Below are 6,390 nucleotides of genomic sequence, written 5' to 3' on the forward strand. Positions count from 1 at the left end.
GGCGAGCGCTGCAGAGCCGGGGTCCATGCAGCGGCCACAACAATAGATCCCGGCTCTGCGGAGCAGCGTTGCACGCTGCACCGCCGTCCGGGACACGGAACCCCTTTCGTTTTGCATTTCGAGCCCCCAGATAAAGCGCCATGGATTCACAATCAGACCCGAAAATCACGACCGAGGCGCCCGTTCGCGCGCCGTCGTCCGTTCCCATCGATGACGCGGTGCTGCCGTACGAGGTCGCAGAACTCGATCTGCGCGGACGGCTGACCCGGCTCGGCCCCGCGCTCGACGACATCCTGACCAAGCACGATTATCCGACGCCGGTCGGCAAGCTGCTCGGCGAAGCCATCGTGCTGGCGACGCTGCTCGGCTCGGCGCTGAAATTCGACGGCCGCTTCATCCTGCAGACCCAGACCGACGGCCCGGTGTCGTTCCTGATCGTGGATTTCCAGTCGCCCGACCGCCTGCGCGCCTATGCGCGCTATGACGCGAGGCGGCTGAAGGACGGCCAGGATTCAGGCGCTCTGCTCGGCAAGGGCCATCTCGCCATGACCATCGATCAAGGGCAGGACATGAGCCGCTACCAGGGCCTGGTGGCGCTCGACGGCGGCAGCCTCGAAGACGCAGCCCATGAATATTTCATGCGCTCCGAGCAGATCCCGACCCGCGTGCGGCTCGCGGTCGGCGAGGAATGGCGCGGCGGCGACGGCGGGAAGCACCGCTGGCGCGCCGGCGGCATGCTGCTGCAGTTCCTGCCGAAGGCGCCCGAGCGGGCGCGGCAGGCCGATCTGCATCCCGGCGATGCGCCGGATGGCGCGGTGACGCATTCCGTTGCCGAGGATGATGCCTGGGTCGAGGGCCAGTCGCTGATCGGCACCGTCGAGGATGTCGAGCTGATCGATCCCGATCTGTCGGGTGAGCGCCTGCTGTACCGGCTGTTTCACGAACGCGGCGTGCGCGTGTTCACGCCGCTGCCGCTGCGCGCGCAGTGCTCCTGCTCGCGCGACGCGGTGTCGTCGATGCTGAAAAGCTTTGCGCCCAAGGACCGCGCCGAGATGGTCAAGGACGGCAAGGTGGTCGTGACCTGCGAGTTCTGCTCCTCGGTCTACCAGTTCACCCCGCATGAAGCGGGCGTGGAGGAGTAGCGAGTGATCCGTTGTAGTTGTAGGGTGGGCAAAGGCGCGTTGCGCTGTGCCCACCATCTTTCAACAAACTCGTCCTGAATGGTGGGCACGCTGCGCTTTGCCCACCCTGCCATTTTGCTGGGTATGACGCCCTAACTCAACAACGTGCGGACTTGGGTGGCGGCATCATAGATTTCGATCTGGAGCATCGGATAAGCCGACTTCAGTTTCCGGCCCGCTGCGTCGGCAGCCTCGGCAGTGTCGAACTCTGACTTGAAATGGCCGTCGACAACCATCACGAACCCCTCGGTAGGAGGCCGGTCGGCTCGCGTTGGCTTTTTCGGCTCCGCTTCTTCAATTGAGAGCACGGGTTTTTTCATCATTGGTCCTTTTGGGGCGTAGCGATAATACTGAGCCCGGTCGTCGGCTCAATTCATAGCGGTCCCAACGAATGTAAGTACGATTTGGCTTCCGCAATGCCCGAATACGGCTTATGTCGCCGCCGAAGTCAGGGAAGCCATCGGCACGTCGAATGTGTAGACGAACCCGGTCGGCTCATAGGTTAGTCGCACGTCGCCGCGGAGTTGCCTGCCGAGCGTCTCGATCAGCCGCGTGCCGAAGCTGCGCTGCTTGGGCGGGCGGACTGCCGCACCATTCGTCTCGGTCCATGTGAAATGCAGGCGCTGCGTCTGTTGATCCAGTGTCCATTTGATGTCGACGCGCCCTTGCGGGACCGACAGGGCGCCGAACTTCGTGGTGTTGGTGCAAAGCTCGTTGAGCGTCATCGCGATGGCGATGACGGCGCCCGACGTCATCCGGATATCGGGTCCCGAAATCGAGAATTTCGGCTCGTCGGGATTATCGAAGGCTTCGGTAGCGCTGCGGACGATCGTGCCGAGGTTCGCGCTGGTCCATCTTGCCTGCAAAAGGAGGTCGTGCGCCCGCCCGAGCGCGAGCAACCGGCCCTCGATCGCTTGCTGCGCGTGCTCGGCGCCTGGCACGTCGCGCAGGCTCTGCGAGACGATGGCGCCGACGGTTGCGAGCGTATTCTTGATACGGTGGTGCAACTCCTCGAGGATCAGCTTCTGCAGCTTGTCGGCCGCCTCGCGCTCCCTGGCGTCGATGCCGGCCGTGGCAAGCAAACTCCGTGCATCAATCTCGGCCTGCGCGAGCAGAAGCCGCAGGCTGACGTTCTCTTCCGCGAGATCGTCGTGGTGCTGCGCCGCGCTGCTTGCGGGACGTGGGTCGGTTCGGAGATCGGCTTCAGACATCACCGATTGTATCATCATAGGCTGGGTACCGCACTGATCTTCGGGGGCTGGGATTTTGCCGTAATCAGGCGCTTTGGGCCGTATTCGGCGTGAAAAGCACTGGCGCCTCAGGCCTAGCCGATCATGTCGCGCATTTCGGCTATCACTTCCCCGGCATTGAGCGGCTTGCCGAGAAACCTGCTGCGGGGCGGAAGATCGAGGTGCGGCAGGTCCAATTGCCCCGATACCACGATGATCCTGATCTTCGGCCAACGCTCATGCACGGTGTGCGCAAGCCCGACGCCGTCCATTTGGCCAGGCATCTGGATATCGGTGCACATCAGCGCGATGTCGGATCGGGATTCCAGGATGGCGACGGCTTCGGCAGCATCCAGCGCCTCGATCGGCGTGTATCCGGCGTCTTCCACCATGTCGACCGCGCGCATGCGGAGCACCATCTCGTCCTCGACAATGAGAACGACGGCGGGAATGCATGGATGATCAAGTACCATCATAAGGGCACTCGCGGGGAACGGCGATCGACTTGGATAGGTGCCCATCTGGGACAAGCATCTCGCGGCCCATATGATCCCGCTGGCCTAACAATGATCAAATAAAGTCGCCGCCAACGGAAAGAGCCGCGGCCGTCATAATTCCGGTGCGTCGCGCTTGCCGCAGAGCAGCTGGTGAATTTTAGCGGCATTTCGAAAGACCGTTGCCTTGTTAATCGCCTCGGTTCGCTCATCGCCCGGCGGCATCTCTTGAGCCTCGTCCAGCGCGGCCGCTGCTCTGGCGTCCAGATCGTGCCCCAGCGACGATTGGGATCGTTTGATCGGAGATAGTCCGTGCTGCAGTGAAACCGCGCTACGCTCGATCACCATTGAATGACCATCGCAGCGGCGACCAGCAGCACAAGAAAGATCGGCATCAATACTGGGGGGACCAGCCATTCACGAAGATCGAATGCGGGGAATTTTGGCATGTGACCGCCCTTTTGGTTGAGGCGGGAGCGCAACGCTCTCAGTCACCGATAACAGCCTGGGGGCGCGCGGTGATGTCCCAGATATAGCGACTATCTGCCCAATAGCGAGGAGAATCGCAATTTGTTTTCTGGGGCCTGGCAGGCTTGTAATGCGGCATTGAGTAGCCATGTGAATGCCAGCGCCATCGTATTGCTTCGGCATCGCCCTTACGGCAGCGCGAAGCTTAGCCACGCCAAATCTTGTCAGTGACATTGACCCACCGCGCATCGCTTCGATGTGCGCGTCCCGAGGCCATCGAACCTGGTCTCGACACAGGTCGCGCGAAAGCCGTTGGGAACGCGTGGTTCGTCGGCTGATAATCTGATCGGTGCCAACCCCATGATCGAGTTTCCAAATCATAGCCGTTCATATGACCAAACCCGGCGAGCCGTGCGGTTTTGGGGGTACGACAGCGCTCTCGAAGCGTCATTTTTCATTAACGAAGACGCATTGAGGCGAATTCAACCAGATGCCCGCCCCGACGAGTCCGGTTTCCTGAACGCGTTCGATTGCAACCGTGATGTGATATGCGCAGCGGCTGCGAAGGTTTACGTCCGTGGAAGCCGGGGATCTTACGACCTGGTCGCCGCAAATTTTTGAAACGCGCGCTCTTGATCTGATTAGCCGAGGCGACGTGGCAGAGCGGGCGCAAGTGTCCGTTCGCCGTGAACAGAAACTGCAGGCCATCAACCTCTTGGAGGATGTCATGGATGCGAGCTCAGCGACTCTCTTGGCGTGCGGAGCATTTTTCGTTCTCTCGTTCGTTGCGATCTGGGCCTTCTGGTTCGCGGAACGGCTGCGGGGAGCAAACGCCCCTCACGTGTGAAGAACGGCCAGCTTGAGCGCCGCATGTCGGAGCGCCGGCTGACTATGCGCTCCGGGCGATTTGAGTTTGCATCCGAAAAAAAGCCGCGGATTTCTCCGCGGCTTTGCTCGTATTCAGGCTGTTGCCGGCTTGCTCAGTAGCGATCGGTGCCGATTCCGACGCTGACGCCGGGCGCGCGGATGCCGATGCCGCCACCGTCCCCATAGCCGCGGCGCTCGATATAACGTTCGCGGCGGGGAACATATCCGTATGAATCACTATGCTCGCGGATGATGACACGGCGCTCACCACGTTGGCGCCAGCACTGGCCTGCCTCATTGCAAACCATGCGGACGTTTTGAATGTTGCTCTCCGGAGCAGCTGATGCATTCGGGGAAAGCGGTGCGGCGGAAGCGGCCGTCACGAGAAGGGCACCTGCGCCGGCCGCCAGATAGATCGCGAGATTTTTCATGATGTCTCTTTCCAAAAGTAATTGTGTCAGCAAGCCAATAGGCTCGCGGGGCAATGGTTCCCGCGGCCGGCCATTAATTGCCACTAATCGCACGTGACGAGATCGCCGATGCCCAAAAGCCTGCGCCGAAGCACCGTGCCAAGATGGGACGGCAAGGTGGTGGTGACCTGCGCGTTCTGCGCTTCGTTCTATCAGTTCACGCCGCATGAAGCGGGCGTGGAGGAGGAGCGGCGTTCAGGGCACGTCCAGTCTCTGTATGGTATCCGTAATCCAGTGGTAATGCGCTGCGAGGCGAGACGGCCCAGATCTGGCTTTCCGTGCCGGCGACGATGAGCGCCACGACGCTGTGCATCCCGCGATAGGCGTAGACGGGGCTGCCGGAATCGCCGGGACCCGTTCCCGAGACACCATGGTCGGTGCCTCTGAGTACCAGCCAGCCTCCGTGTGTATGTGAAACCTGCAGCGGCACCATATGCACGGCCGTTCCCGCTGCGTAGTCGTTGGCGGTGCTGTGTCCATAACCCGCGGCAACAAGAACAGTGTCCTTGCTGAGTTCACGCCGATGGATAGTGGCAGCAGTAAAGCGTTCGGGCAGCGGAGTCGCCAGTTTGAGGATCGCAAGGTCCGGCGATCCACCGTCCGTGGCGCTGTGGAGGGGATGCAGCACAGTCGCGCTGACAGGATGGCCGAAGACCTTGATGGCAGGATCGTCTCGAACGCAGTGCGCGGCTGTCAGGACGATGTCCTGCGCCAGTGTCACGCCGCTGCACGGGCCCTTCGCAGTTACGACGACCGCCGTGTAACGCCGCAGTGCACCGTCGGCGACGTCGGCGCCGACGAACGCGTGGGCTGCGCCCCAACATGAAAACAACAGGATCAAAGGCACAAAGAATTCGGCAAAACCCGCTTTACGCACGACCATATCCTCGCACGACGATGATTGGGAAAACATCCTATGATTGTGTCCAGAGCTGGAGCACGTCTCGCGACGCAAGGCAATTTTTTTTGTGTAAATTCTCCCGCCGTCGCCAGGCGGTGTGATGGGCGGCGAAATCAAGAAATGCGAATTGTACTGACGTGTCTCGGATTGTTGCTGTCGATCGTCTCGGCACAGGCCGGCAGGGTGGTGGCCGCCGGCATGCCGCTGCGGCTCTATCAGGCCTCTACCACCAATCCCGACTGTACGTCCGTAGGCGCCGTCGTCATGCAGGTCGCGCAAGGGCCCTCGCATGGCCGTGCCTCCACTCGCCAGACCGGCGCATTTCCAAACTTCAATCCGTCCAATCCGCGGACTGCGAACTGATTTGCTTTGCGCGCAAGCACAACTTCATGCAGCGGCCTGCGACCGATTGGCACGACGGGCAAATCAGCAAAAACCTGTCCAGCCCCCTTTGCAAAAATATTCCGCTTAACTTGTCGGGCAAATCATCGGCATAACTCCGCCCGTCTCACCCAATTGAGGGGCGCTTCGCGATCGTCACGAACGTGCGGTGAGATGCGATGGACGCGGAAGGCGCGGTAGACGTACGCGCCGGAAGCGTACGGCGAAGTCGTGTGGTTCGGGCGCCGCGGTGCTGGCGCTAAGTTGGCGGGAAGTGTCCCGTTGACGACGGAGGCAAAAGAGCCGTTCTCCGGGAAGAGCTCGAAGTAAGCCGTAAAGCCATTGCGCAGGGAAGGCCGGAATGCTCCCGCTGCCCTGTATGCTCGTGTGCACTTTTGT

Annotated in this window: 9 protein-coding genes; 3 read left to right on the plus strand and 6 right to left on the minus strand. The window is 61.3% G+C overall.

All coding sequences use genetic code 11. The features are described from left to right. Positions 1-140: 140 nt before the first annotated feature. Positions 141-1,142 (plus strand): Hsp33 family molecular chaperone, encoded by a 1,002-nt coding sequence (locus JQ624_RS36475; RefSeq protein ID WP_212423709.1) that lies wholly within the window; start codon positions 141-143, stop codon positions 1,140-1,142. Between the two features lie 131 nt (positions 1,143-1,273). Here JQ624_RS36475 and JQ624_RS36480 read toward each other — a convergent pair whose 3' ends face one another. The 4 genes from JQ624_RS36480 to JQ624_RS36495 form a co-directional block, all read right to left on the minus strand. After that, positions 1,274-1,504, minus strand: coding sequence for a hypothetical protein (locus tag JQ624_RS36480; protein ID WP_312014555.1), 231 nt, complete (start codon positions 1,502-1,504; stop codon positions 1,274-1,276). A 108-nt stretch (positions 1,505-1,612) separates the two neighbouring features. After that, positions 1,613-2,392, minus strand: coding sequence for a sensor histidine kinase (locus JQ624_RS36485; protein ID WP_212423710.1), 780 nt, complete (start codon positions 2,390-2,392; stop codon positions 1,613-1,615). 113 nt (positions 2,393-2,505) lie between these two features. After that, positions 2,506-2,886 (minus strand): response regulator, encoded by a 381-nt coding sequence (locus JQ624_RS36490; RefSeq protein ID WP_409334418.1) that lies wholly within the window; start codon positions 2,884-2,886, stop codon positions 2,506-2,508. Between the two features lie 132 nt (positions 2,887-3,018). Then, on the minus strand, positions 3,019-3,321 hold the full coding sequence (locus JQ624_RS36495) for a hypothetical protein (RefSeq protein ID WP_249130355.1): 303 nt from the start codon (positions 3,319-3,321) through the stop codon (positions 3,019-3,021). 411 nt (positions 3,322-3,732) lie between these two features. Between JQ624_RS36495 and JQ624_RS36500 the strand changes: the two genes are divergently transcribed. Then, positions 3,733-3,993 (plus strand): DUF1488 domain-containing protein, encoded by a 261-nt coding sequence (locus JQ624_RS36500; protein WP_212423711.1) that lies wholly within the window; start codon positions 3,733-3,735, stop codon positions 3,991-3,993. A 359-nt stretch (positions 3,994-4,352) separates the two neighbouring features. Here JQ624_RS36500 and JQ624_RS36505 read toward each other — a convergent pair whose 3' ends face one another. Together JQ624_RS36505 and JQ624_RS36510 are read right to left on the minus strand one after the other, a co-directional pair. After that, positions 4,353-4,670, minus strand: coding sequence for a hypothetical protein (locus tag JQ624_RS36505; RefSeq protein ID WP_212423712.1), 318 nt, complete (start codon positions 4,668-4,670; stop codon positions 4,353-4,355). Positions 4,671-4,866: 196 nt separating this feature from the next. Next, complete coding sequence (locus tag JQ624_RS36510) at positions 4,867-5,622, minus strand: trypsin-like serine protease (RefSeq protein WP_212423713.1); 756 nt, start codon at positions 5,620-5,622, stop codon at positions 4,867-4,869. Positions 5,623-5,730: 108 nt separating this feature from the next. Between JQ624_RS36510 and JQ624_RS36515 the strand changes: the two genes are divergently transcribed. Continuing rightward, positions 5,731-5,973, plus strand: coding sequence for a hypothetical protein (locus tag JQ624_RS36515; protein ID WP_212423714.1), 243 nt, complete (start codon positions 5,731-5,733; stop codon positions 5,971-5,973). Positions 5,974-6,390: the final 417 nt, after the last annotated feature.

Origin of the sequence: Bradyrhizobium sp. AUGA SZCCT0283 (assembly GCF_018130385.1) — a bacterium.
Taxonomy (GTDB): Bacteria; Pseudomonadota; Alphaproteobacteria; order Rhizobiales; family Xanthobacteraceae; genus Bradyrhizobium.

What these genes read in the sequence shown, in the direction of transcription:
- JQ624_RS36490 (WP_409334418.1), bottom strand. Translation starts at nt 2,886, where the DNA reads ATGATGGTACTTGATCATCCATGCATTCCCGCCGTCGTTCTCATTGTC.
- JQ624_RS36500 (WP_212423711.1), top strand. Translation starts at nt 3,733, where the DNA reads ATGATCGAGTTTCCAAATCATAGCCGTTCATATGACCAAACCCGGCGA.
- JQ624_RS36480 (WP_312014555.1), bottom strand. Translation starts at nt 1,504, where the DNA reads ATGATGAAAAAACCCGTGCTCTCAATTGAAGAAGCGGAGCCGAAAAAG.
- JQ624_RS36495 (WP_249130355.1), bottom strand. Translation starts at nt 3,321, where the DNA reads ATGGCTGGTCCCCCCAGTATTGATGCCGATCTTTCTTGTGCTGCTGGT.
- JQ624_RS36485 (WP_212423710.1), bottom strand. Translation starts at nt 2,392, where the DNA reads ATGTCTGAAGCCGATCTCCGAACCGACCCACGTCCCGCAAGCAGCGCG.
- JQ624_RS36515 (WP_212423714.1), top strand. Translation starts at nt 5,731, where the DNA reads ATGCGAATTGTACTGACGTGTCTCGGATTGTTGCTGTCGATCGTCTCG.
- JQ624_RS36475 (WP_212423709.1), top strand. Translation starts at nt 141, where the DNA reads ATGGATTCACAATCAGACCCGAAAATCACGACCGAGGCGCCCGTTCGC.
- JQ624_RS36510 (WP_212423713.1), bottom strand. Translation starts at nt 5,622, where the DNA reads ATGTTTTCCCAATCATCGTCGTGCGAGGATATGGTCGTGCGTAAAGCG.
- JQ624_RS36505 (WP_212423712.1), bottom strand. Translation starts at nt 4,670, where the DNA reads ATGAAAAATCTCGCGATCTATCTGGCGGCCGGCGCAGGTGCCCTTCTC.